Genomic DNA, 23,392 nt, shown 5'->3' on the forward strand with positions numbered 1-23,392 from the left:
TGACGCCTGTCAGTCACTCAGCGGGGCGAACAGTGCCTGCAGGTCGTCCTCGCTGAGTTGCCATTGCGCCTGGCTGCCGCCTTCTTCCAGCAGGCCGTGGGCCAGGCTGGCCTTGGCGTGCTGCAGTTGCTGGATCTTCTCCTCGACGCTGCCACGGGCGATCAGCTTGTAGACGAACACCGGCTTGTCCTGGCCGATCCGGTAGGCACGATCGCTGGCCTGGGCCTCCGCTGCGGGGTTCCACCAGGGGTCGAAGTGGATCACCGTGTCGGCCGCGGTGAGGTTGAGGCCCGAGCCGCCTGCCTTGAGGCTGATCAGAAAGACCGGAAACTGCCCCGCCTGGAACTGCTGTACCGGCGTGCGGCGATCTCGGGTGCTGCCGGTCAGCTTGGCATAGGCGATACCGCGGGCCTGCAGCTCGGCCTCGATCAGCGCCAGCATCGAAGTGAATTGGGAGAACAGCAGCACCCGACGGCCTTCGCCAATCAGCGCTTCGAGCATCTCCAGCAGGCTGCCGAGCTTGCCGGAGTCGGCGCTGCTCAGTTCTTCCGGCGCTTCGTCGAGCAGGCGCAGGTCGCAACACACCTGGCGCAAACGCAGCAACGCCTCGAGGATCACGATCTGGCTGCGGGCCAGGCCCTGGCGGGTGATTTCCTCACGCACCTTGCGGTCCATGGCCAGGCGCAGAATCTCGTAGCGGTCGCGCTGTGCCGGGGTCAGTTCCACCCACTGGGTGATCTCGGTCTTCGGTGGCAGCTCGCGGGCCACCTGTTCCTTCTTGCGACGCAGCACGAAGGGTTTGATGCGCCCACGCAGATGCGCCAGACGCTGTTCGTTGCCATGCTTTTCGATGGGCGTACGGTAGTCGCGGGTGAAGCTCTTGCTGTCGCCGAGCCAGCCCGGCATCAGGAAATTGAACAGCGACCAGAGCTCGCCCAGGTGGTTTTCCAGCGGCGTGCCACTGAGGCACAGACGCTGTTGCGCGTTGATCTGGCCAGCGGCAAGAGCCGCCTTGCTGCGCGGGTTCTTGATGCTCTGGGCTTCGTCGAGGATCAGCAGATGGAAGCGTTGCGCGGTCAGCGTCTTGAGGTCACGGGGCAGCAGGGCATAGGTGGTGAGCACGATGTCGTGTTCGGCGATCAGCTTGAACTGGCTGCGGCGCTTTGCACCGTGCAAGGCCAGCACCTTGAGGCTCGGCGCGAACCGCGCGGCTTCATCCTGCCAGTTGGGGATCAGGCTGGTGGGCATGACGATCAGGGCCGGTTGCTGCAGGCGGCCGTTCTGTTTTTCCAGAAGGATATGCGCCAGGGTCTGCAGGGTCTTGCCCAGGCCCATGTCGTCGGCCAGCACGCCGCCGACCTTCAGTTCGGCCAGGGCCTGCATCCAGCCCAGCCCCTGCAACTGATAGGGACGCAGTTGTGCCGCCAGGCCGTCCGGAGCGCTGACCGTCTGCAGCGTGGTGTGCTGCAGACGCTGGGCGAAATCGCGCAGATCGGCGCCACCCTGCCAGTTCAGCGCCGGGCCCTGCTGCAGGACGTTGAGGCGCGTCGCATCGGCGCGGGGCAGACGCACCCGGGTGCCGATGTCTTCGCCATCACCGATGAACAGCTCACCGAGCGCTGCCAGCAGCGGCTTGAGCCGTGCATAGGGCAGGGCAACGCGACGCTGGCTGTGGGGCAGGGTGACCAGCAGCATTTCTCCATCCTGGCGCTGTGCAAGTGCTTCGCCGGAAAGCAGCCAGGGCGTGCGCCGAATGGCCTGGAGCAGGATGGGCAGCAGGCTGATGCGCTGACCCTCCACTTCGATCCCCAGCTCCAGGTCGAACCAGCCCTGCTCGGGTACCTCGTCGACATCGGCGTACCAGTCGTCGATCTGTGCCAGGTTGTACTGGAAGTCGGGTTGCACCTCGACGCGCCAACCCTCTTCGCGCAAGGCCGGGACCTGCTGCTGCATGAAGGCCAGCCAGGCCGCGTCGCCCTGCAGTTCGAAGTGTTCGCCAGGATGCTGGGCGAGTGCCTCGCTCTGCCGCAGGGCCGTGCGCAGGCCGCCTTCCTCCAGGCGATGACGCAGCTCGGCTTCGCGGGCGCCGTCACGCACGATGCGCAACTGATGGGTCGGGCCCAGGCGATACAGCAGGTCCTTGACCGGTTTGCCAGCGGCGCTGTGGCCCTGATAGTCGAAGGCCAGCGCTGCGCGGTGCTGGGTCTGCTCCAGCATGCGGCCCTTGCGCGCATCGAAGTGCACGCGCACGTGGCTGCCGAGGGTCAGCACCGGTATCGGCGGCACATCGTCGATGCGGGTTTCTTCCATGGGCTTTTCGACGACGATCAACGAGCCAAGGTCCTCGCCGGAACGCTGACGGGCTTCGAGCGTGAGCAGAGCGGCGGCGACGTGCTTGCAGTTGAAGCCAACCGGGCAGCTGCAATGCCCGGTCACCCCCCAGCCCTGGCCGTAGGGGTGCAGGGTGATGCGCTGCTGGTAAGGTCGCTCGCCACTGCCCAGGCAACTGGCGAGCAGGCTGAGATCCTTGAGGCTGAGCAGGCGGCTGAGCCCACGGTTGGCATAGTCCTGACCGCGGCGCAGCGCGCCGTCATCGAAATCGCCGCGCCAGTCGGCCTGCTGCAGGTGCAGGATGTCTGGCATCAGACGAGCTCTCCGGGGTCAAAGGCAGGGTTCGGCATGGCAGGATGAATACGGTGGCAAGCCGCCGATGGTCTCATAGCCTGAGCGGGATTGGCAGCACCTGTGCGGCCAATGCGCCTGCGGCAGGTGCTCTGCCGTGGCACGGTTCATTGCTCTTCGGTCTTGATCGCACCGCGAATGTTCATGGCCGCCAGGCACAGTTGCAGCACGATCAATGCGTAGGCATGACTGTAGAGGCCCCAGGCGATCCACAGCAGGTTGCTGGCCATGAACACCCAGAAACCCAGGTTACGGCGTTGGCGCTGCTTCGATGCGACCAGCCAGGCCGCAGCGACGGTAACCAGCATGGCTGGCCATTGCAGCCAGTCGATGTATTCCATGAATGCGCTCGTTTATCAGCAGGGACTTGAGGTGCGACCCGGCTGGTAGAGGTCTGTTCGACCTTTCAGACCGATTCGTTCTCGCGCTGCGCCTTGTCGGCGTACATCTCGGCGTCTGCCATGCGCAGCAGGTCGCTGGCGGTTTGGCCGTCCTCGGGGGCGATGGCGATACCGATGCTGATGCCGATCTGCAGTGTCTGCTGGTTGAAGGTGATCGGTTCGCTGAGGGCTTCCTCGATACGTTGGCCCAGGCGAATCGCTGCTGCACGGTCGAGGCCGGGGAGCAGGGCGGCGAACTCGTCGCCGCCCAGGCGTGCCGGCATGTCGATGCGCCGCAGCAGACCGCGCAGGCGCCGGGCACTGACCTTGAGCACCTCATCGCCTGCGGCGTGGCCGTAGCGGTCATTGATCTGCTTGAAGTGATCGAGGTCGATCATCATCAGCGCGAACGGTGTGCTGCGGCCTTTGGACGTGAGCGCATTGGCGACGCTGTGATCGAAGAGCCGGCGGTTCGGCAGGTCGGTCAGTGGGTCAAGGTGAGCCAGGGTATTCAGCGGGCGTAGCAGGTGGCGGCTGATCAGCAGCACCACCAGGGCCGACAGCAGCAGACTGGCCAGCAGCAGATAGCGCTGGAAGGTCTCGATGCGCGCGTAGGCAGCCATGGTCTGTCCCAGCGACTTGCCCATGATCAGCAGTACCTCGCTGGCGCCCTGGGCATTGACGTTGCTGAGCGACACCGAACGCATCAGGTATTCGTTGTCGGCGTCTTGCAGCGTCCAGCTTGCGCCATCGATCAGCGCGGCGGGGTTGCCGAGCAGGCGGTCGAAGGTGCTGTTCAGGGTGTCGCCATGCAACTGCCAGGCACCGTTCTCGCCGCGCGAGAGGATGACGAACTCGGTGTCGGTGACCCGCTTCAGATCCTCTGCGAGGTCGTCGTCGATGGCGAAGCCCAGGGTGAGCTCGGCCTGTGGCGTGGGCATGCTCACCACGCTGTGGATCAACTGATAGAGCACGCCACTCTGGCTGCGCAGCAGGGTGATGGGCAACTGCCCGTCGGTACCGCCGGATTGCGCCGCGGCCTTGAGCAGGGGAACGATGTCGGCCTGCTGCAGCTCGCTGGGCACGCTGGCGATCAATTGCCGGTCGAGGCTGTTGAGTACGGCGATATCGGCCTGCAGGCGTCTGCCGTGATTCTGCAGCATGGATTCGATGGTCGCGCGCTCACCGATGGCGATGGCCTCCTTGAGGCCGTAGTCGGCCGCCAGAACGGCGGCGCCCTGACCGAGTTGCCGATGGCGCAGCTCGAGCAACTGGTCGACCACCTGGGCGGTGGTCTCCAGGCTGGTGTTGATGGTTTCTTCGACGATGTTGCGGTTGGTGCGCACACTGACCAGGTAGATGATGACCTGCACCGCCAGGAGTGCGGCGAGCAGCGCCAGAATGATGCGTCGCTCCTGGGTCCTGATGTGCCTGCTGGTTCTCATCGAATGTCCGATCGGGCTGATTTCGTATCGAGTGTAGAGCAGCGATTTGCCCGCAAGTGCCCTCCGCTCACGGCATACGTTTGAAGATTCGCTCGGAGAACAGCATCTGGGCGAGCAGCGGATAGCTCAGGTAGTGCAGCGCGAAGATCACCACACCCATGGGATTGGGGTCGTCCTGCAGCGTCATCATGGTCAGCAGGCCGGCATACAGCAGCGCCAGCATGCCGCCGTACAGCCAGACCAGGCGGCGACGTTCACCGCGGGTTGGTGGGCGGCGCTGCTGCCAGGCGAACAGCAGGGCCATGATCGCCGCCACGCTGGCGGCGATCACCAGGGTGGCCAGCACGCCGCCGAGTTTCACGAAGCTGCGCAGCAGCAGGTTGAGCAGGACGGCTGCGACCACGCCGATCACGGCGTAGCGGGTCATGGCGACGGAAGCATGGGATGGAGGCATGGCGGCACGGCTCGGTGCAAAGGATGAAGCCTGAGTCTCGTCGCTGGAGCCAGGTTCTACAAGGCGCGATCCAGGCCGAAGCGGCGGCTCAGTATGCGATCGAGCAGCGCGCCGGGCAGCAGGGCGGCGAGCAGCGGCAGTGCGCGGCTGCCATTGCCGATGCGGAGCACCCGTGGCCGCTTGCCGCCGTTCACGGCGGCGAACACATTGCGAGCGACGTGGCTGGCAGGGGTCGGATTGTCCTGGGAAGCCATGGCGCGGGCACGGATGCCGTCACGCATGGGCCACCAGGGCGAGCGCTCGCCGATCAGCTGCTCGGCCTGACGGCTGGCGTGAGTGCCGAAGCTCGACTCGATGGCGCCGGGCTGCACCTCCAGCACGCCCACACCGAAAGGCGCCAGCTCCAGGCGCAGGGCATCGCTGAGCGCGTGTACGGCAGCCTTGGAGGCGCAGTAGGCGCCGGCGAACGGGGTGACCAGCACGGCAGAGACACTGCCGATGTTCACCACCAGCCCCTTGTTGCGGCGCAGTAGCGGGAACAGCGCCCGAGTCACGCTGACGATGGCGAACACATTGGTTTCGAACTGTCGGCGCAGCGCCGTGGCGCCGCCATCGAGCAGCGGGCCCATGGCGCCGTAGCCGGCGTTGTTGATCAGTACGTCCAGGCCGCCGATGCGTTGCTCGAGCGTCGCGGCCAGCCGTTCGACTGCGGCGGCGTCGTCCACGTCCAGTTGCACGGCGTTGAAGCCCGCCGCGCTCAGGCGCGCCACGTCTTCCTCCTTGCGGGCGCTGGCCCAGACCTGGTAGCCCTGCTGCGCAAAGGTGTCGGCCAGTGCGCGGCCGATGCCGCTGGAGCAGCCGGTGATCAGAACCGTGGGGTGGCTCATGGGGAATCCTTGTGCTTGTTGTTATCTGGATCTTTTCAGGTGTCGGTCAGCGACTGAACGTACCTTGCAGCTGTTCGGCGCGAAACTCCAACGTGCTGGCGCGGTAGCCGCTACGCAGGGTAGGCAGGGGCAGGCAGGTTTGCCAGTCGGCGCCCGGCAGCAATTCGCCGGGGCCGCTGTAGCGCGGGGTCTCGTAAAGCCGCTGCGCCAGGTTGACGCTGTCGCCCGGGCGATAAGCGGCTACCTGCCAGCGCAACTCCAGCAGGGCGGCTTCGCTGCCGTTGTGCAGGTGCAGGCCCAGCGGGCGATCTGCCGGACAGCTTTGCGGCGTGTAAGCCAGGCGCAGCTCGAGGTGAGCCAGGTGGCGATTCTCGCGGCTCTCCTGCCACAGCACCCAGCTCGAGACCAGCCCCAGGCCGACCAGCGCGGCGAGGGATATGGGCAGGGCCTTGGCCGGGTAGCGGATCAGCAGGATGAACCAGCTGAGCACCAGAATCGCGCCGAAAATCATCGCGGGACCTTGATCGTCGAATGTTGGCCAATCCTACACAAGCGTGGCTGCCTCGGCACGCGCGCAGGGGTTGGCGGATGTTTCCACGTAAGGTTTGTTCCCGTTTCAGCGCGGCCGTGCGTGAAACGGGAACAGCCCCTATCACTCCGGGGCGTGGTCGCGCAGGAATACCAGCTTGTCGGCGCTGGAGTCCTTGGCCGAGAAGCGGTAGCCCTGGTCGTCGAAGTCCTTGAGGTCCTTCGGGTCCTTCAGGCGCTCTCTGATCACGTGGCGAGCCATCAGGCCGCGGGCCTTCTTGGCGTAGAAGCTGATGATCTTGTACTGGCCGTTCTTCAGGTCCTTGAATTCGGTATCGATGATGCGCGCCTTGAGCACCTTGCGCTTGACCGCGCCGAAGTACTCGTTGGAGGCCAGGTTGAGCAGCACGTCGTCGCCCTGCGCCTGCAGCGCTTCGTTCAGCCACTGGCTGATGTGCTCGCCCCAGAAGGCGTAGAGGTCCTTGCCGCGGGCGTTGGCCAGCTTGGTCCCCATCTCCAGGCGATAGGGCATCATCAGGTCCAGCGGGCGCAGCAGACCGTACAGGCCGGAAAGCATGCGCAGGTGCTGCTGGGCGAAATCGAAATCCGCCTCCGCGAAGCTTTGCGCATCCAGGCCGGTGTACACGTCGCCCTTGAAGGCCAGCAGGGCCTGCTTGGCGTTCTGCGTGTCGAAGGCTGGCGTCCAACTGCCGAAGCGTGCGGCATTGAGGCCGGCGAGCTTGTCCGACAGGTGCATCAGCTCGGCGATCTGCGCGGGGGAGAATTCGCGTAGCTGGGCGACGAGTTCCTGGGAGTGGTCGAGGAACTCGGGTTGGGTGAAGCGTGACGTCACCGGCGCGGTGTCGTAATCCAGGGTCTTGGCGGGTGAAATCACCATCAGCATAGGTCGTCTCCTTCAGCGGAGCGCCGATTCTAGCCGATTCGGTGGCAGGAGCAGTTAGCTGGCAGGGAGAGGCAGGATTCGCGGTGGTCGAACTCAGGACTTTAGCGGTGAGTGACGCGAGCGCCAAGCGTCATTCGTCTAAGCGAAAAATAAACTTCAAAAATCTGAAAAGATCATTTTCCTGTCACATTTTTTGGAGTATCAACGAACTGTGGTCTGCAGCGAATCGATCATGATGATCCGCCGTCGCAGGCCGCGCCTTGAAAGACCGCCGAACCCTGCAGACAGGTGGCGGCCCTCGGCCCTCATCGTTTGCACCTCTCCGCCCGGGCGGGGAGTCGGTGGCCCTGTGTGGCGGAGCGCCGTCCTGGCATTCCGTCGCTGGATCCGACAAGAGGTGACGAGTATGGATGACCACGGACGCATCAAGCCCACCGCCCCAACCTTGTACGCCCTCGACACCAATGTCCTGATTCACGATCCCAACGCGCTGCTCAACTTTCAGGAACACCACGTCGCCATTCCGATGACGGTGCTGGAGGAACTCGACAAGCTGAAAACCGGCAAGCAGGGGGTGGCCGCCGAGTGCCGCCAGGCGATCCGTCTGATCGACAAGATCCTCGATGGCGCCAGCCCCGAGGAGGTCGAGCACGGCGTGCCGATCCAGCGTGGCAAGAACGAGCCTCGCGGCTTTCTGTCGATTCTCATGAGCAAGAGTGCGGCGCCCGTCACCTGGCTGCCGGAGGACCTCAACGACAACAAGATCATCAACCAGTTGGTCGAACTGAAATCGCGCCGCCCGGGCACCTCGGTGGTGCTGGTGACCAAGGACATCAACATGCGCCTGAAGGCGCGTGGCTGCGGTCTGGATTCCGAGGATTACCACACCGACCAACTGGTCGATGACATCTCGCTGCTCTCCAAGGGCTATCACAACGTCGAAGGCGCCTTCTGGGATCGTGTCGCCAAGGTCGATACCCGTCAGGGCCATGGCCGCACCTGGCACCGCGTGCAGTTGAGCGAGGAACTGCCGGGGGTCAACGTCAACGAATTCATCATCGACGAGCAGGGTTTCGTCGGCTGGGTCAAGGAGGCCGAGGGTGGCGAACTGCTGATTCTCGATCTGCATCAGGAGCCGCTGCTGCATCAGGAAGCCTGGGGCCTCAAGCCGCGGGACATCTATCAGGCGCTGGCGCTCTATGCGCTGCTCGACCCCGATATCCACCTGGTCAACCTGACCGGCGCCGCCGGCTCCGGCAAGACCATCCTGGCCCTGGCGGCTGCCATCGAACAGACCATGGTCAACAAGCGCTACCGGCGCATCATCGCCACCCGTTCGGTACAGGGGCTGGATCAGGAGATCGGTTTCCTGCCGGGTACCGAGGCCGAGAAGATGGAGCCCTGGCTGGGCGCCATCACCGACAACCTCGAAGCCCTGCACATGGATGACGAGAACACCCACGGTAGCGTCGACTACATCCTGCAGAAGGTGCCGTTGCAGTTCAAATCCCTGAACTACATCCGCGGGCGCAGCTTCCAGCAGAGCCTGATCCTCATCGACGAGTGTCAAAACCTCACCCCGCACCAGATGAAGACCATCATCACCCGCGCCGGCAGTGGTTCCAAGGTGATCTGCCTGGGCAACCTGGCGCAGATCGACACGCCCTATCTGTCGGCACCCAGCTCAGGTCTGACCTACCTCACCGAGCGGTTCAAAGGCTTCGAGCACGGCGTGCACATCACCCTGCAGGGCGTTCCACGCTCGATACTCGCCGAGTACGCGGAAAGCCATATGTAGCGGCAGGCAACCTGTCTCCAGTGGCAGGCGTGACGAGAGCTGCAACCTCGTCACGCTCTTTTGGCTTGAAGCCTGAGGGTTGAGGCTTACAATCTCCGCATCATTCATTCGGAGATTGCCCGTGCTGACCCATCTCGACTCCCAGGGGCGCGCCAATATGGTCGACGTCAGCGACAAGGCGCAGACCGTTCGAGAAGCCGTGGCCGAGGCGCGCGTGCGCATGCGTGCCGAGACGCTGCAGATGATCGTCGACGGCGAACATCCCAAGGGCGACGTTTTCGCCGTAGCGCGTATCGCCGGTATTCAGGCTGCCAAGAAAACCTCGGATCTGATTCCGCTGTGCCACCCGCTGATGCTGACCAGCGTCAAGGTCGAGCTGCAGGCCGACGGTAACGACGCTGTGCTGATTCGCGCCCGCTGCAAACTCACCGGTCAGACCGGGGTGGAAATGGAAGCGCTCACCGCTGCCAGCGTCGCCGCGCTGACGATCTACGACATGTGCAAGGCGGTGGACCGCGGCATGGTCATCGAGCAGGTGCGCCTGCTGGAGAAGGTCGGCGGCAAGAGCGGCCACTTCCTGGCGGATGAGGACGCGCGATGATCAGCGTGCAGTACTTCGCCCGTTATCGCGAAACCCTCGGCCTGGACGCCGAGCAGCTGCAACCCGGCTTTGCCACCCTCGACGAGCTGCGTCAGCACCTGCTGGCGCGCGGCGGGGTGTGGGAAGTGCTCGCCGAGCGTGGGCTGATGTGCGCGCGCAATGAAGAGCTCTGCGCGCTGAGCGAGCCGCTGACCGATGGCGATGCGGTGGCGTTCTTCCCTACGGTTACCGGAGGCTGAGATGGGCATTCGCGTACAGCAGGCGGTTTTCGATCCGGGGCTGGAGACCAATGCCGTGCATGCGGCCAATACCGGTGTCGGTGCGGTGGCCTGTTTCGTGGGTTACGTACGTGATTTCAACGATGGCCGCGACGTGGCGGGGATGTTTCTCGAGCATTTCCCCGGCATGACGGAAAAGGCCCTGGCCGGTATCGAAGCCCAGGCGCGCTCGCGTTGGCCGCTGCTGGGCGTCGAGGTGATTCACCGGGTCGGCCGGCTGGAGCCGGGCGAGCCGATCGTCTTCGTCGGCGTGGCCAGTGCCCATCGCCAGGCGGCGTTCCAGGCCTGCGAGTTCATCATGGACTACCTGAAGACCCAGGCGCCGTTCTGGAAGAAAGAGGACACCGCCGACGGCCCGCGCTGGGTCGAAGGACGGGAGAGCGACCAGGCATCCGCCCGGCGCTGGCGCAGTGGCGACTGAACAGGGCTTCGAACGGCAAGCCTCAGCCGAACTCGATGAACACCTTGAAGAACAGTGGCGCGAACATCGACAGCGCGCCCAGGCCGGTCAGCCAGATGCCCCATTCCTGCTCACGGTTGTTGAAGCCGATTCCCAGCAGCAGAAAGCCGCTGACCAGAATCACGATCATGATGTGGAAAGCGTCCATGGCGATGCCTCCTCTGGAAGTCTTGCCTGCCAGGAGCTGCGCCGCCACGCCAGTCACTGACGCAGCGGCGGCATCCACTTTGAGCGTAGACGAGCGATTACCTTGCCGCGTTGATCCGGCGCAATTCGCGGGATCAATAGTGCTCCAGAGCGTCAGTCGACAGAGCCCGGCGCGGTGCCGCGATCCGGAGCCTTGCGCGGCCTTGCCGATTGACGGCGCAGCGATTTAGTTCGCGGTCGGCGCCTGCCGTGATTAAAATCGCCGCCTGAATTCTCCTGCTACCCAAGGATCCTGTTATGCCCCGTATCGGAACCCCCCTGTCGCCCAGCGCGACCCGTGTGTTGCTGTGTGGCTCGGGTGAGCTCGGCAAGGAAGTGGTGATCGAGCTGCAGCGCCTCGGCGTCGAAGTCATCGCCGTCGACCGTTATGCCAATGCTCCGGCCATGCAGGTGGCGCATCGCAGCCACGTGATCAGCATGCTCGATGGCGCTGCGTTGCGCGCGGTGATCGAACTGGAGAAGCCGCATTACATCGTGCCGGAGATCGAGGCGATCGCCACCGCCACGCTGGTCGAGCTGGAGAACGAAGGCTACACGGTGATTCCCAGCGCCCGTGCCGCGCAACTGACCATGAACCGTGAAGGCATCCGCCGCCTGGCCGCCGAAGAGCTGGGCGTGCCGACCTCGCCGTATCAGTTCGCCGATTCCCTCGAGGAGTTCCAGGCCGCGGTCAGCGCCATCGGGTTCCCCTGCGTGGTCAAGCCGATCATGAGTTCGTCGGGCAAGGGCCAGTCGGTGCTCAAGGGCGCCGATGACGTGCAGAAGGCCTGGGATTACGCCCAGGCTGGTGGCCGTGCCGGCAAGGGCCGGGTGATCGTCGAGGGCTTCATCGACTTCGATTACGAAATCACCCTGCTGACCGTGCGCCACGTCGGTGGCACCACGTTCTGTGCACCGGTCGGGCACCGTCAGGAGAAGGGCGACTACCAGGAGTCCTGGCAGCCCCAGGCGATGAGCCCTGCGGCACGTGCCGAGGCCGAGCGCATCGCTCTGGCCGTGACCGGTTCTCTGGGCGGGCGCGGCCTGTTCGGCGTGGAGCTGTTCGTCAAGGGCGATCAGGTGTGGTTCTGCGAAATTTCCCCGCGCCCTCATGACACCGGCCTGGTTACCCTGATCTCCCAGGACCTGTCCGAGTTCGCTCTGCATGCGCGGGCCATTCTCGGCCTGCCGATCCCGGCGATCCGCCAGTTCGGCCCCTCGGCCTCGGCGGTTATTCTGGTCGAAGGCGAGTCGCAGCAGGTCAGCTTCGGCAACCTGGGCGCAGCGCTCACCGAGCCGGATACCGCACTGCGTCTGTTCGGCAAGCCGGAAGTCAGTGGTCAGCGCCGCATGGGCGTGGCGCTGGCCCGTGACGAGTCGCTGGAGGCCGCACGCGCCAAGGCGCTGCGTTCGGCACAGGCGGTGAGCGTCGAGCTGTAAGGAAAAGGCCAGCGGGAGTATCGCTCCCGCTGGCTGCTTCACCTCTGCCGGGCCTCCCAGGCCCGTACCTCGAGGACCCGGCTGCCGCTGGCCTTGAGGATTTCCAGGCGGTAGCGGCCGACCTGCAGGCATACGGCGCTGTCCGGGATGTTCTCCAGTATTTCGGTCACCAGACCATTGACGGTCTTCGGCCCATCGACCGGCAGGCTCCAGCCCAGGCCGCGATTCACTTCGCGTATGTAGGCGCTGCCCTTGATCGACCAGGTGCCGTCCCCCAGGGGGTGGAATTCGCTCGGGTGGGCGGTTTCCACGGTGCTCAGATCGCCGACGATCTCTTCCAGAATGTCTTCCACGGTGACGATGCCCATGGCTTCGCCATATTCGTCGACGACGATACCGGTGCGGTACTTGTGCTGCTGGAAGTTCACCAGCTGGGTGGCCAGGGTCGTCCCTTCCGGTACGAAGTACGGCGCGTCGCAGGCCAGCAGCAGGCTGCTCTCGTTCAACTCGCCACGGCCCGCCAGGCGCCGCATGTGCAGGATGCCTTCGGTCTGGTTGAGGCTGTCGCGATACACCGGCAGGCGGGTGTGCGAGGCATTGCGGATCTGTTCGGCCAGTGGCGTGCCGCTGTGCAGGTCGATGCCGGTGACCTCGTGGCGCGGAATCATGATGTCGTCGACGTTGACCCGATCCAGCTCGAGCACACCCAGCAGCATGGCGCGTCTCTCGCTGGGCAGTGGCAGGTCATCGGCCTGCAGCGCGCCGCGCAGTTCCTCGAGGCTGAGGTCATCGTGCTGCCCAGGCGCGGGCTTGCCGATTCTGCTGCGCAGCGCCTGGCTGATGCTCAGCAGCAGGCTGGTCAGCGGTGACAGCGCAGCGCTGACCAGTGTCAGCGGGCGGCTTGCCGGGTAGGCGAACAGCGGTGCCGGCAGAATGGCCAGCACGCGCCCCAGCGGATGGGCCAGCATCAGCGCGGCCAGGGTCAACAGGAACGGTGAAATGGCCAGGGTGGCGGTACCGCCCTGACTCAGAGCGAGCAGGGTGGCAGCCACGGAGGCGGCCATGGTGCTGCAGATGGTACCGATGCGCAGGGTGGCGGAGAGGCGTTGCGGTTGGTCCAGCAGGCGAATCAGCCGCGCAGCCGCGCGATGGCCCTGGCGGGCACGGTGGCGCAAGCGATAGCGATTGAGGCTGAACAGCACGGTACGCGCGCAGGTGAAGAATGCGGCGCAGCCCAGCAGCAGAAGTAGTACGGCCACTTGGGCGAGGGGAGAGGGCGTGTCCACGGTCAGATGTGGAGGATGAATTCGCGAACCAGCTTGCTGCCGAAGAATGCCAGCATCAGCAGGCAGAACCCGGCCAGCGTCCAGCGGATCGCCTTGTGCCCGCGCCAGCCAAGCTGGTGGCGACCCCACAGCAGCACGGCGAATACCACCCAGGCGAAGCAGGAGAGGATGGTCTTGTGCACCAGATGCTGGGTGAACAGGTTGTCGATGAAGATCGCTCCGGACAGCAGCGACAGCGAGAGCAGGGCCCAGCCGCACCACAGGAAGCCGAACAGCAGGCTTTCCATGGTCTGCAACGGCGGGAAGTTGCGGATCAGGCCTGAGGGGTGCTTGTGCTTGAGCTGATGATCCTGGACCAGCAGCAACAGCGACTGGAACATGGCGATGGTCAGCATGCCGTACGCCACGATCGACAGCAGGATGTGAGCGAGGATGCCGGGCCCTTCTTCAATCGGCTGGGTGGTACCGCTGGGCATGAACTGGGCGAACAGAACCGTCAGGCCGCCAAGTGGGAAGAGAAACAGCAGCAGGTTTTCCACCGGCATGCGCTGGCTGGCCAGCAGGATCAGCACGATCACCGTGTAGGCGATCAGGCTGGCGGTGTTGAAGAAGTCCAGGGTCAGGCCGGCACTGTTGTGCATCTGCATGAACAGGCTGCCGCCATGGAAGAACAGGGCAATGACGCCAAGAAGCGCCAGCATGCGTTTGCTGGGTGTGCTGCGACGGGTCAGGTGCAGGCCTTGGTAGCTGGCGGCGCCAAAATAGAAAATGGCGGCGGCGAGGCTGGGCAACAGAGGGTGCATAGATCCTGAATGACAAGGCCTGAAAGGCGCTGAGTGTGGCACACAACGGTTGTCGCCAAAAGACCGCAAGTGGTATCAGGTCTCATATGTCGCAGCGGCTCCGACAAAGAAGCCTCGAAAGCGCGGCAGTCTCCGTTATAATCCGCCGTTTGCTGCCAGCCCATCCCGGCCCGACGGCCTGAAAGGAACGCGCATGTTCGAAAATTTAACAGATCGCCTCTCGCAGACCCTGCGTAGCGTCACTGGCAAGGCCAAGCTGACCGAGGACAATATCAAGGACACCCTGCGCGAAGTGCGCATGGCGCTGCTCGAGGCCGACGTGGCGCTGCCCGTGGTCAAGGACTTCGTCGGTCGGGTCAAGGACCGTGCGGTCGGTACCGAGGTGTCGAAGAGCCTGACGCCTGGCCAGGCCTTCGTGAAGATCGTGCGCCTGGAGCTGGAAAGCCTCATGGGGGCGGCCAACGAAGACCTCGACCTGAGCACTACGCCGCCAGCCGTCGTGCTGATGGCCGGTCTGCAGGGCGCGGGCAAGACCACCACCGTCGGCAAGCTGGCGCGCCTGCTCAAGGAGCGCAAGAAGAAGAGCGTGATGGTGGTGTCCGCGGACGTCTACCGTCCGGCAGCGATCAAGCAGCTGGAAACCCTGGCCAACGACATCGGCGTGACGTTCTTTCCGTCCGATATCACCCAGAAGCCGGTGGCCATCGCCGAGGCGGCGATTCGCGAGGCCAAGCTCAAGTACATCGACGTGGTGCTGGTGGATACCGCCGGTCGTCTGGCCATCGATGCCGAGATGATGGCCGAGATCCAGGCGCTGCATGCCGCGGTCAAGCCGGTGGAAACCCTGTTCGTGGTCGATGCCATGACCGGTCAGGATGCCGCCAACACCGCCAAGGCCTTCAATGACGCACTGCCGCTCACCGGCGTGGTGCTCACCAAGGTCGACGGTGATGCCCGGGGTGGTGCCGCACTGTCGGTCCGGGCGATCACCGGCAAGCCGATCAAGTTCATCGGCATGGGCGAGAAGAGCGAAGCGCTCGAGCCTTTCCACCCCGAGCGGATCGCCTCGCGCATCCTCGGCATGGGCGACGTGCTCAGCCTGATCGAGCAGGCTGAGCAGACTCTCGACCGCGACAAGGCCGAGAAGCTCACCAAGAAGCTGAAGAAGGGCAAGGGCTTCGATCTCGAAGACTTCCGTGACCAGCTCGTGCAGATGAAAAGCATGGGTGGCCTCGGCGGCCTGATGGACAAGCTGCCGCAGATGGGTGGCGTCAACCTGTCGCAGATGGGCGGTGCCCAGGGTGCGGCGGAGAAGCAGTTCAAGCAGATGGAGGCGATCATCAACTCCATGACGCCGGCCGAGCGCCGCGACCCGGACGTCATCAGCGGTTCGCGCAAACGTCGCATCGCGCAGGGGTCCGGTACGCAGGTGCAGGACATCGGGCGGTTGATCAAGCAGCACAAGCAGATGCAGAAGATGATGAAGAAATTCAGCGCCAAAGGCGGCATGGCCAAGATGATGCGCGGCATGGGCAGCATGATGCCGGGCGGCGGTATGCCGAAGTTCTGAAGCCTCTGCGCGGGCCTATCGACGGCCGGCGGAAAAAGAGATTTGCAAACAGCCGCATAATCCTTAGAATATGCGGCCTTTCGGGCCTAGGCCCATTTTTGATGTGTGCCTCAAGTTAGCACCGACTACAGGAACGATGTTCACATGGTAACTATTCGTCTCGCTCGTGGCGGCTCCAAAAAGCGCCCCTTCTACCACCTGACCGTGACCAACAGCCGCAATGCGCGCGACGGTCGCTTCGTAGAGCGTATTGGCTTCTTCAATCCGGTCGCTTCGGGTGCTGAAGTCAAGCTGTCCGTGAATCAAGAGCGCGCTACCTACTGGCTGGGCCAGGGCGCACAGCCGTCTGAGCGCGTTGCTCAGCTGCTGAAAGAAGCTGCCAAGGCTGCTGCCTAAGCACTTTATGAGCACGACGCCGGCTCCCGCCGAGGATCTGATGGTTCTTGGCAAGATTGTCTCGGTGCATGGCGTCAAGGGTGAGGTGAAGGTGTTTTCCTTTACCGATCCTCTGGATAACGTGCTCGATTACCCTCGCTGGACGCTGCGGCGCGATGGCGAGGTGAAACAGGTTGAACTGGCTGGTGGACGCTTGCAGGGCAAGGTTCTGGTCGCCAGGCTCAAAGGGCTCGATGATCGTGAGGTTGCGCGTACCTACGCCGGCTTCGAGATCTGCGTTCCCAGAAGCCTGCTGCCCGAGCTGGAAGACGGTGAGTTCTACTGGTATCAGCTGATAGGTCTCAAGGTTATCGATCAGGCGGGGCAATTGCTCGGCAAGATCGACCATCTGTTCGAGACCGGTGCCAATGATGTGATGGTGGTCAAGCCGTGCATCGACAGCCTCGATGATCGCGAGCGTCTGTTGCCTTATACGCAACAGTGCGTGTTGTCGATCAGCCTCGAGGCTGGCGAGATGCGGGTCGACTGGGATGCGGACTTCTGACGCCATGCCGAGCTTGCGCGTCGATGTCATTACGCTATTCCCGGAAATGTTCGCCGCCATCGGCGATTACGGCATTACCAGCCGTGCGGTAAGGCAGGGGCTGTTGCAGCTGACCTGCTGGAACCCACGCAGTTACACCACGGATCGTCATCACACCGTTGACGACCGCCCCTTCGGTGGTGGTCCTGGCATGGTGATGAAGATCAAGCCGCTCGAAGATGCACTGGCTGATGCCAGGCAGGCCAGCGGCGGTCAGGCGAAGGTGATCTACCTTTCGCCACAAGGCCGCCCGCTGACGCAAGCGGCGGTACGCGAGCTGGCGAAGGAGGAGCGTCTGATCCTCATCGCTGGCCGCTACGAAGGCGTCGACGAGCGTTTCATCGAAACGCACGTCGACGAGGAATGGTCGATTGGCGACTACGTCCTGTCCGGCGGTGAGCTGCCGGCCATGGTGCTGATCGATGCGGTGACGCGCCTTTTGCCTGGTGCATTGGGTCATGCAGATTCGGCCGAGGAAGACTCCTTTACGGATGGCTTGCTCGACTGCCCGCACTACACCCGTCCGGAGGTGTATGCGGATAAACGTGTTCCTGAGGTGCTGCTTGGCGGCAACCACGAACACATCCGGCGCTGGCGTTTGCAGCAGTCCCTGGGACGCACCTGGGAACGCCGTGTCGATCTTCTGGATAGCCGCTCGCTTTCTGGGGAAGAGAAAAAGCTGCTGGAGGAATACATCCGCCAGCGGGACGATAACTAAATATCGATGGCCGGCCTGATGGCCCGTCTTAGGAGCGCAGCATGACCAACAAGATCATTCAGCAACTCGAAGCTGAGCAGATGAGCAAAGAGATCCCTACCTTTGCCCCGGGCGACACCGTAATCGTCCAGGTAAAAGTAAAGGAAGGTGACCGTCAGCGTCTGCAGGCGTTCGAAGGTGTGGTAATCGCCAAGCGTAACCGCGGTCTGAACAGCGCTTTCACCGTGCGCAAGATCTCCAGCGGCGTAGGCGTTGAGCGTACTTTCCAGACCTACAGCCCGCTGGTCGACAGCCTGTCCGTCAAGCGTCGTGGTGACGTTCGCAAGGCCAAGCTGTACTACCTCCGCGACCTGTCCGGCAAGGCAGCACGCATCAAGGAGAAGCTGGCTTAAGCCACGCTTCCCTCACGAAAAAAGCAGCCCTGGGCTGCTTTTTTCGTTTCTGGCGTTCGTCGAAGTGGCAGCAACGTGGCGAAAGCAGCCTTTCGTAGTCGGGGGACAATTGGTGGGCTAAAGCCCACCCTACGGCTAGATGCGCGGCTGTAGGGTGGGCTTCAGCCCACCAAACCGAAGGTCCGCTTTCGCCTTGTAGAGTCCTTTCCTGTTGGGTGCGATTTTCGTGTCCAATATGCACACCAACGTTGTGAGCAGGTTCTGAGTAATGACCCCCAGAGAGCAGGAAATTCAGCGGCGTACCGAGCTTTCCGAGACCCGTGTGGCCAAGGCGGTGTTTCCGCCGACCACCAATCATCACAATACCCTGTTTGGTGGTACGGCCATGGCGTGGATGGACGAGGTGTCGTTCATCGCCGCCACCCGTTTCTGTCGGCTGCCGCTGGTCACGGTGTCCTCGGACCGTATCGATTTCAGTCACCCGATTCCGGCCGGTAGCATCGTCGAGCTGGTCGGTCGCGTGAGTGCGGTCGGCAATACCAGCATGAAGGTGCAGGTCGACGTGTTCGTCGAGGACATGTACGGCGCCCGCCGCGAGCTCGCCATCCGTGGTGCCTTCAGCTTCGTGGCGATGGGCGAGGATGGCAAGCCGGTAGCGGTGCTGCCGGGTTTCTGATCGTGCGCGTGCCGCTGGTGCCGCCAAACCTTCCGTTTTGGGGATAACCGATGTCCGCAGTCGACCATCCGCTGATCGAGCGCTTCATCGAGACGCTGTGGCTGGAGAAAGGCTTGTCCGTGCATACCCGGTCTGCGTATCGCAGTGACCTGGCATTGCTCAATGGCTGGCTGCAGGGGCGTGGTGTCGAGCTGCAGGCGGTCGGCCGCGAGGTGTTGCTCGATCACCTGGCCTGGCGCATGAACGAAGGCTACAAGGCGCGCTCCACGGCGCGGCTGATTTCCGGGATGCGCGGCTTCTACCGGTTTCTGCTGCGCGAGGGGGTGATCGAAACCGATCCTACCCTGCAGGTGGACATGCCCCAGCTTGGGCGGCCGTTGCCCAAGTCGCTGTCCGAGGCGGATGTCGAGGCACTGCTGGCGGCCCCCGATCTGGATGACCCCATTGGCCTGCGTGACCGCGCGATGCTCGAGGTGCTGTATGCCTGTGGGTTGCGGGTCAGTGAGCTGATCGGGCTGACGCTCGAACAGGTCAATCTGCGTCAGGGCGTGCTGCGGGTCTTCGGCAAGGGCAGCAAGGAGCGCCTGGTGCCCATGGGTGAAGAGGCGATCGGCTGGGTCGAGCGTTACTGCCGCGAGGCGCGGCCGGCGCTGCTCGGTGGTCGGCCGGGCGATGTGCTGTTTCCCAGTTTGCGCGGCGAGCAGATGACCCGGCAGACCTTCTGGCATCGCATCAAGCATCAGGCCAGGGTGGCCGGCATCGCCAAGTCGCTGTCGCCGCATACGCTGCGGCACGCCTTCGCGACCCATCTGCTCAACCATGGCGCGGACCTGCGCGTGGTGCAGATGCTGCTGGGGCACAGTGATCTGTCCACCACGCAGATCTACACCCACGTGGCGCGGGCTCGTTTGCAGGCCCTGCACGCACAGCACCATCCGCGGGGGTAAGCCGGTTGCGGCAGTTCGCGCTTTGCGTCCCGGCCCTGCGGCCCGCGGCTGCGGTTGTGGTAGTCTTCGTTCTTCCCTTGTCACCCCGTCGCTCGATAGGAGTATTCATGCGTGTGACCCGCATTTTCGCGGCCATGGCCCTTGGCCTGGTCAGCACCCTCGGCCATGCCGCCGACCCGGATCAGACGATTCGCAAGAACCTGCTGTCGATCCAGCCTGATCTGCCGATCGAGGCCATTGCCGAAAGTCCGATGCCCGGCGTCTACCAGGTGCAGCTCAAGGGTGGTCGCCAGCTGTATGCCAGTGCCGACGGGCAGTTCGTCATGCAGGGTTACCTGTTCCAGTTCAAGGACGGGCAGGCCATCAACCTGACCGAGGCTGAAGAGAGTCGCGCCATCGCCAAGCAGATCAACGCCATTCCTGCCAAGGACATGGTGGTGTTCGCGCCCAAGCAGCCGAAAGCGCATATCACCGTGTTCACCGACACCGACTGCGGTTACTGTCAGAAGCTGCACAGCGAAGTGTCCGAGCTCAACAAGCAGGGTATCGAAGTGCGTTACCTGGCCTTCCCGCGTCAGGGGCTGGGCAGCAAGGGTGCGAAGGATCTGGCCAGCGTCTGGTGCTCGAAGGATCGCCAGGCGGCGATGAATCAGGCCAAATCGCGTCAGTCGGTCGCCGAAGCCACCTGCGACAATCCCGTGGCCGAGCAGTATCAGCTAGGGCAGATGATCGGGGTCAATGGCACGCCGGCGATCATTCTGGAAAACGGCAAGATGATTCCGGGCTATCAGCCCGCGGCGCAGTTGGCAAAACTGGCGCTGGAAGCCAAGTGATCTGGCTCGATTGACTATCGAACGGCCGCTTCGTAATGTGCGGCTCTTTTTCCACGGCTGGCGCGTGTTCCAGCCGTTTTACGCAGTGCAGTTGGGGAGTCTAGTGTGAATCCGGTCAAAGTAGGCATCTGTGGGCTGGGTACCGTCGGTGGCGGTACCGTCAATGTGCTCAAGCGCAACGCCGAGGAAATCGCGCGTCGTGCCGGGCGTGGCATCGAGGTGGCGCAGATTGCCACCCGTACACCCAAGCCTCAGTACCAGTCGACCGGCATTAGCATTACCAGCGATGTATTCGCGGTAGCCAGCAACCCCGAAATCGATATCGTCGTGGAGTTGATTGGCGGCTACAGCATCGCCCGTGAGCTGGTGCTCAAGGCCATCGACAACGGCAAGCATGTGGTGACCGCCAACAAGGCGCTGATCGCCGTGCACGGCAACGAGATCTTCGCCCGCGCTCGCGAGAAGGGCGTGATCGTTGCCTTCGAGGCGGCGGTGGCGGGTGGCATCCCGGTGATCAAGGCGATTCGCGAAGGCCTGGCGGCCAACCGTATCAACTGGCTGGCGGGGATCATCAACGGTACCGGCAACTTCATTCTCAGTGAAATGCGCGAGAAAGGCCGTACTTTCGAGGACGTGCTCGCCGAGGCACAGGCGCTGGGCTATGCCGAAGCCGATCCGACCTTCGACGTCGAGGGTATCGACGCGGCCCACAAGCTGACCATTCTGGCGTCCATCGCGTTCGGTATCCCGCTGCAGTTCGACAAGGCCTACACCGAAGGCATCACCAAGCTGACCACTGCTGACGTCAACTACGCCGAAGCCTTGGGCTACCGTATCAAGCACCTGGGCGTCGCACGCCGTACCGAGGCCGGTATCGAGCTGCGCGTGCACCCGACGCTGATTCCGGCCGACCGCCTGATCGCCAACGTCAATGGCGTGATGAACGCGGTGATGGTCAATGGCGATGCCGCTGGCAGCACGCTGTTCTACGGTGCTGGCGCTGGCATGGAGGCGACCGCGTCGGCGGTGGTGGCGGATCTGGTCGATGTTGTGCGTGCCCTGACCACCGACCCGACCAATCGCGTGCCGCACCTGGCCTTCCAGCCGGATTCGCTGTCCGACCATCCGATCCTGTCGATCGCCGACTGCGAAAGCGCCTATTACCTGCGCATTCAGGCCAAGGATCGCCCCGGCGTGCTGGCCCAGGTGGCGAGCATCCTGTCGGAGCGCGGCATCAACATCGAATCGATCATGCAGAAAGAAGTCGAAGAGCAGGATGGCCTGGTGCCGATGATCCTGGTCACGCATCGCGTTGCCGAGCAGCGCATGAACGACGCCATTGCAGCGCTCGAAGCGCTGAGCGACGTGGTCGGCAATGTCGTGCGCATCCGCGTCGAACAACTGAACTGAAAGCAGCTACGGCTGCAAGCTTCAAGCTGCAAGAGGGCCTCTGGGTTCACTGATCGCTTGATGAACTGAACTTGAACACCGCAGCAGGGGAGAAGCGATAAGTCGCGAGCAAGGCACTTGTGCTGTTGCTCGACGCTTGAAGCTTGAAGCTTGCCGCTCGAACCGAAGGTTTGCAGACAATGCGCTATATCAGCACTCGCGGCCAGGCACCGGCCCTGAATTTCGAAGATGTTCTGCTGGCCGGTCTGGCCACTGACGGCGGCCTCTATGTGCCGGAAAACCTGCCGCGCTTCACGCAGGAAGAGATCGCCTCCTGGGCGGGCCTGCCGTATCACGAGCTGGCGTTCCGGGTGATGCGTCCGTTCGTGACCGGCAGCATCCCGGATGCCGATTTCAAGAAGATCCTCGAGGACACGTATGGCGTGTTCGAGCACTCCGCCGTGGCGCCGCTGCGCCAGTTGAACGGCAACGAGTGGGTGCTCGAGCTGTTCCATGGTCCGACCCTGGCGTTCAAGGATTTCGCCCTGCAACTGCTGGGTCGCCTGCTCGATTACGTGCTCGCCAAGCGCAACGAGCGCGTGGTGATCATGGGCGCCACCTCCGGTGATACCGGTTCGGCGGCCATCGAGGGCTGCAAGGCCTGCGACAACGTCGACATCTTCATCATGCACCCGCACAACCGCGTGTCTGAAGTGCAGCGCCGGCAGATGACCACCATCCTGGGCGACAACATTCACAATATCGCCATCGAGGGCAACTTCGATGACTGCCAGGAGATGGTCAAGGCCAGCTTCGCCGACCAGGGTTTCCTCAAGGGCACTCGCCTGGTGGCGGTCAACTCGATCAACTGGGCGCGGATCATGGCCCAGATCGTCTACTACTTCCATGCGGCGCTGCAGCTCGGTGGCCCGGCGCGTTCGGTGGCCTTCTCGGTGCCGACCGGCAACTTCGGCGATATCTTCGCCGGTTATCTGGCGCGCAACATGGGCTTGCCGATCAGCCAGCTGATCGTCGCCACCAACCGCAATGACATCCTGCATCGCTTCATGAGCGGCAATCAGTACGCCAAGGGTGAGCTGTATCCGACCCTGTCACCGTCGATGGACATCATGGTGTCGTCGAACTTCGAGCGCCTGCTGTTCGACCTGCACGGTCGTAATGGTTCGTCGATCGCGGCACTGATGACCGAGTTCCGTCAGACCGGTGGTTTCACCGTCGAGGACGATCGCTGGACCGAGGCCCGCAAGCTGTTCGACTCCCTTGCGGTGAGCGACGAGCAGACCTGCGAAACCATTGCCGAGGTGTACGCCGCCACTGGCGAACTGCTCGACCCGCACACCGCCATTGGCGTGCGTGCTGCTCGCGAATGCCGTCGCAGCCTGGCTGTGCCGATGGTGGTTCTCGGTACGGCGCATCCGGTCAAGTTTCCGGAAGCGGTGGAAAAGGCTGCCGTCGATCAGTCGCCGGCGCTGCCGCCGCACCTGGCCGATCTGTTCGAGCGCGACGAGCGCTGTACCGTACTGGCCAACGACCTGAAGACGGTGCAGGCATTCGTGGCTGCCCACGGTAATCGCGGCAAGCCGCTTTAAGCGATAACGCTGCAAGGCGAAAGGCCGGTCACCTGGTGGTGCCGGCCTTTCGCGTTTTCAGGGGGTTGTCGACTGACTGCTGTGGAAGCGGGCAATGCCCACGATTCGAGCGTATGGCGTGCTCCCAGGAAAGCGGTTCTGTAGCT

General features: G+C 63.5%; 25 protein-coding genes. 15 read left to right on the top strand and 10 right to left on the bottom strand.

From position 1 onward, the window contains the following. Positions 1-9 precede the first annotated feature (9 nt). The 7 genes from ACT9T4_RS11485 to yaaA form a co-directional block, all read right to left on the bottom strand. Positions 10-2,643, bottom strand: a complete 2,634-nt coding sequence (locus ACT9T4_RS11485) for a DEAD/DEAH box helicase (protein ID WP_499117028.1) — start codon at positions 2,641-2,643, stop codon at positions 10-12. A 146-nt stretch (positions 2,644-2,789) separates the two neighbouring features. After that, a complete protein-coding gene (locus ACT9T4_RS11490; RefSeq protein ID WP_042555406.1) occupies positions 2,790-3,023 on the bottom strand; it encodes a hypothetical protein in 234 nt (77 codons plus the stop codon). Between the two features lie 65 nt (positions 3,024-3,088). Then, positions 3,089-4,507 (bottom strand): GGDEF domain-containing protein, encoded by a 1,419-nt coding sequence (locus tag ACT9T4_RS11495; protein WP_052493838.1) that lies wholly within the window; start codon positions 4,505-4,507, stop codon positions 3,089-3,091. Positions 4,508-4,574: 67 nt separating this feature from the next. Continuing rightward, positions 4,575-4,961, bottom strand: a complete 387-nt coding sequence (locus tag ACT9T4_RS11500; RefSeq protein ID WP_042555407.1) for a hypothetical protein — start codon at positions 4,959-4,961, stop codon at positions 4,575-4,577. A gap of 56 nt (positions 4,962-5,017) precedes the next feature. Continuing rightward, positions 5,018-5,848 carry an SDR family oxidoreductase gene (locus tag ACT9T4_RS11505; protein ID WP_042555408.1) on the bottom strand — a complete coding sequence of 277 codons (831 nt, stop codon included), beginning with the start codon at positions 5,846-5,848 and terminating at the stop codon, positions 5,018-5,020. A 46-nt stretch (positions 5,849-5,894) separates the two neighbouring features. Continuing rightward, a complete protein-coding gene (locus ACT9T4_RS11510; RefSeq protein ID WP_042555409.1) occupies positions 5,895-6,359 on the bottom strand; it encodes a hypothetical protein in 465 nt (154 codons plus the stop codon). A 141-nt stretch (positions 6,360-6,500) separates the two neighbouring features. Beyond that, a complete protein-coding gene (gene yaaA, locus ACT9T4_RS11515) occupies positions 6,501-7,280 on the bottom strand; it encodes a peroxide stress protein YaaA (RefSeq protein ID WP_042555410.1) in 780 nt (259 codons plus the stop codon). A 406-nt stretch (positions 7,281-7,686) separates the two neighbouring features. Here yaaA and ACT9T4_RS11520 point away from each other — a divergent pair, with 406 nt between their 5' ends. The 4 genes from ACT9T4_RS11520 (at position 7,687) to moaE (ending at position 10,378) form a co-directional block, all read left to right on the top strand. Then, positions 7,687-9,078, top strand: a complete 1,392-nt coding sequence (locus ACT9T4_RS11520) for a PhoH family protein (RefSeq protein ID WP_042555411.1) — start codon at positions 7,687-7,689, stop codon at positions 9,076-9,078. A gap of 121 nt (positions 9,079-9,199) precedes the next feature. Beyond that, the gene (moaC, locus tag ACT9T4_RS11525; protein ID WP_042555412.1) at positions 9,200-9,679 is read left to right on the top strand and encodes a cyclic pyranopterin monophosphate synthase MoaC; all 480 of its coding nucleotides are present in this window, start codon (positions 9,200-9,202) and stop codon (positions 9,677-9,679) included. Next, the gene (locus ACT9T4_RS11530; RefSeq protein WP_499117033.1) at positions 9,676-9,918 is read left to right on the top strand and encodes a MoaD/ThiS family protein; all 243 of its coding nucleotides are present in this window, start codon (positions 9,676-9,678) and stop codon (positions 9,916-9,918) included. Before moaC ends, ACT9T4_RS11530 begins: the two co-directional genes overlap by 4 nt. A 1-nt stretch (position 9,919) precedes the next feature. Then, positions 9,920-10,378 carry a molybdopterin synthase catalytic subunit MoaE gene (gene moaE / locus ACT9T4_RS11535; protein ID WP_499117035.1) on the top strand — a complete coding sequence of 153 codons (459 nt, stop codon included), beginning with the start codon at positions 9,920-9,922 and terminating at the stop codon, positions 10,376-10,378. Positions 10,379-10,400: 22 nt separating this feature from the next. On the opposite strand, the gene ACT9T4_RS11540 is transcribed toward moaE, so the two are convergent. Beyond that, on the bottom strand, positions 10,401-10,565 hold the full coding sequence (locus tag ACT9T4_RS11540; RefSeq protein ID WP_179538964.1) for a hypothetical protein: 165 nt from the start codon (positions 10,563-10,565) through the stop codon (positions 10,401-10,403). A 296-nt stretch (positions 10,566-10,861) separates the two neighbouring features. Here ACT9T4_RS11540 and purT point away from each other — a divergent pair, with 296 nt between their 5' ends. After that, the gene (gene purT, locus ACT9T4_RS11545; protein ID WP_042555415.1) at positions 10,862-12,043 is read left to right on the top strand and encodes a formate-dependent phosphoribosylglycinamide formyltransferase; all 1,182 of its coding nucleotides are present in this window, start codon (positions 10,862-10,864) and stop codon (positions 12,041-12,043) included. Between the two features lie 38 nt (positions 12,044-12,081). Here purT and ACT9T4_RS11550 read toward each other — a convergent pair whose 3' ends face one another. Then, positions 12,082-13,329, bottom strand: a complete 1,248-nt coding sequence (locus ACT9T4_RS11550; protein WP_042555416.1) for a CNNM domain-containing protein — start codon at positions 13,327-13,329, stop codon at positions 12,082-12,084. 2 nt (positions 13,330-13,331) lie between these two features. Further along, complete coding sequence (locus ACT9T4_RS11555) at positions 13,332-14,132, bottom strand: cytochrome C assembly family protein (RefSeq protein WP_042555417.1); 801 nt, start codon at positions 14,130-14,132, stop codon at positions 13,332-13,334. Between the two features lie 193 nt (positions 14,133-14,325). Between ACT9T4_RS11555 and ffh the strand changes: the two genes are divergently transcribed. From ffh to thrC, 10 genes are all read left to right on the top strand, one after another. Then, complete coding sequence (ffh, locus tag ACT9T4_RS11560) at positions 14,326-15,702, top strand: signal recognition particle protein (protein ID WP_042555418.1); 1,377 nt, start codon at positions 14,326-14,328, stop codon at positions 15,700-15,702. 144 nt (positions 15,703-15,846) lie between these two features. Further along, positions 15,847-16,098 (top strand): 30S ribosomal protein S16, encoded by a 252-nt coding sequence (gene rpsP, locus ACT9T4_RS11565; RefSeq protein ID WP_499117038.1) that lies wholly within the window; start codon positions 15,847-15,849, stop codon positions 16,096-16,098. Between the two features lie 7 nt (positions 16,099-16,105). Next, positions 16,106-16,642 (top strand): ribosome maturation factor RimM, encoded by a 537-nt coding sequence (rimM, locus tag ACT9T4_RS11570; protein ID WP_042555420.1) that lies wholly within the window; start codon positions 16,106-16,108, stop codon positions 16,640-16,642. Between the two features lie 4 nt (positions 16,643-16,646). Beyond that, a complete protein-coding gene (trmD, locus tag ACT9T4_RS11575) occupies positions 16,647-17,399 on the top strand; it encodes a tRNA (guanosine(37)-N1)-methyltransferase TrmD (protein WP_499117040.1) in 753 nt (250 codons plus the stop codon). A gap of 41 nt (positions 17,400-17,440) precedes the next feature. Next, positions 17,441-17,791, top strand: a complete 351-nt coding sequence (rplS, locus tag ACT9T4_RS11580) for a 50S ribosomal protein L19 (protein WP_042555422.1) — start codon at positions 17,441-17,443, stop codon at positions 17,789-17,791. Between the two features lie 268 nt (positions 17,792-18,059). Then, a complete protein-coding gene (locus ACT9T4_RS11585) occupies positions 18,060-18,467 on the top strand; it encodes an acyl-CoA thioesterase (protein ID WP_042555423.1) in 408 nt (135 codons plus the stop codon). Between the two features lie 50 nt (positions 18,468-18,517). Beyond that, a complete protein-coding gene (xerD, locus tag ACT9T4_RS11590) occupies positions 18,518-19,414 on the top strand; it encodes a site-specific tyrosine recombinase XerD (RefSeq protein WP_042555424.1) in 897 nt (298 codons plus the stop codon). 107 nt (positions 19,415-19,521) lie between these two features. Then, positions 19,522-20,247 carry a DsbC family protein gene (locus ACT9T4_RS11595; protein WP_499117043.1) on the top strand — a complete coding sequence of 242 codons (726 nt, stop codon included), beginning with the start codon at positions 19,522-19,524 and terminating at the stop codon, positions 20,245-20,247. A 105-nt stretch (positions 20,248-20,352) separates the two neighbouring features. After that, complete coding sequence (locus ACT9T4_RS11600) at positions 20,353-21,657, top strand: homoserine dehydrogenase (protein ID WP_499117044.1); 1,305 nt, start codon at positions 20,353-20,355, stop codon at positions 21,655-21,657. A gap of 179 nt (positions 21,658-21,836) precedes the next feature. Next, the gene (gene thrC, locus ACT9T4_RS11605; RefSeq protein ID WP_179538963.1) at positions 21,837-23,246 is read left to right on the top strand and encodes a threonine synthase; all 1,410 of its coding nucleotides are present in this window, start codon (positions 21,837-21,839) and stop codon (positions 23,244-23,246) included. Positions 23,247-23,392: the final 146 nt, after the last annotated feature.

The sequence above is a fragment of the Pseudomonas sp. SZ40 genome (assembly GCF_052958135.1).